This is a genomic window from Gilliamella sp. M0320 (assembly GCF_016101635.1).
In the GTDB taxonomy this organism is placed as follows: domain Bacteria; phylum Pseudomonadota; class Gammaproteobacteria; order Enterobacterales; family Orbaceae; genus Gilliamella; species Gilliamella apis.
Genome location: NZ_JACFQD010000019.1, coordinates 1 through 1655 on the forward strand (window position 1 = coordinate 1; position 1655 = coordinate 1655).

At 39.9% G+C, this 1655-nt stretch carries 1 pseudogene; it reads right to left on the reverse strand.

The features are described 5' to 3' along the window. Positions 1–381: 381 nt before the first annotated feature. Positions 382–1655, reverse strand: a pseudogene (locus H3T83_RS11290) (hypothetical protein); the annotation flags it as partial.

The window sequence follows — 1655 nt, forward strand, 5'->3', positions numbered from 1 at the left end:
GTTTGGTGTTTGGTGTTTGGTGTTGTAAATTATAACGCATTTTGACATCCCTTGTCAAGTAATACTATGTTTTATTTCATTTTATTCCAGCTTAACTGACTAAATCATCACCGAATATTGCGGTTAAAATAACCTATAGAGTATAGTACTTGAAAAAAATCTATGCAACTGTATTTAAAGGTTTAATTGCTAAATTTTGTAAATATTATTAGAGCGTTAAGTCTTTAAAACATAGTGTTAACCTTTTAAAAACGCCATTCAGCAATTTTTTTACTGTAAAAACCCCGTTCCTCAAAAATAAACCTATTGGTACGGGTAATTAAGTTGTGTCGTATTTTTATCAGCCATGTCAATCAGCGCCTTTTTAAGGCGCTAATAAATTTATTTATCTTCTTTCTTCTCATCCCCCGTGACGCAAGCTACTGCAGCATAGGCGTTCATACTTGAATTTGTAATCAGACCGTGAACAGCGGTCGCGGCGTACTGGGTGGTGCTATTGCTTGTATCGTTAGGTTTTTCCGGATTAGTTGGCACCGGTTCACTCGACCAATAGGAATAGTGGTTTCTCGCCTCATCCTTGTATCTAGTCATATCACCCCACTCAGCTAAAAACCCGGCTCCAATTCGTCGCGAATAATGATAAGTATTTGATGGATAATCAACACTTGGACAGTAGCCAGAACAGAATGATGCGTTAGTTAATTCTCTAAGGCGTGGAAGACGATAACCTAAACCTAAACCTAGATTAAGACACCATGATCCCTGTCTGGAAGCTACCGCTGTTATATAACCTCGGTTGACAAACCACTGCTTTAACACAAAACCATACTTCAACATGATATCATTATTGTGACTATCTTTACCTTTACCCACCAACTCAAATGTCTGAGGCAATGATGGAGCAATTATTTTCTTACCTGCCCAACCCGGATCATCTACACGCCATTGCTGCGGTGTAGCCACGGGACCATTTAAGGTGACCCGGACAAGACTAGGGTCTGAGCTATTTAAATAGGTCATAGTCGCTTTAATATCGCCCTTAGGAGAAACAGGATCCCATGTTAATTGCGTATCAATACTACCTAGCACCAAATCAAAATATAAACCATCTGCGCCAGTAGTAGGAAAATTCAAACCATAAGATGACGGTTCGGATGACTGAACAAGAAACCCTAAGCCTGTGTCCCACACAGAAAAAGGACCAGCACGTTCGCCGTTATATTCTAACAAAGGTCTGGCAGAGCAAATATCCGCTGTTGGCTGTGGTTTAATATAATAAGTGACAGTACTTGCAGTAAAAGAAGTACTTTTAGGTACGCCATAACGGGAGGATAAAATAACATCATCAGTTCTTAACATCACTCGATAAGGTGCTTTACAAATAGTCGGCACATTGTCACGAGTGACCGGACGGTCAAATTTATCAAGAATAGATAAATGCAACTGCCCTGTAACGGTAAAATCACCATCGCCATCATCATCATCCCAATAGTTATAAGGCGCACCAATAAGGGTGCTTAATGGTATGGCATTAACATTAGTTGGCACCAACATATCAATATCGGCAAAGCTCTGACCGGCAACCGGCAGTAAAATAGCATGTGATGAGTTTGAGTTATTACTTGCTGGTGTTAATGTCGTACCATCAGAGAAGG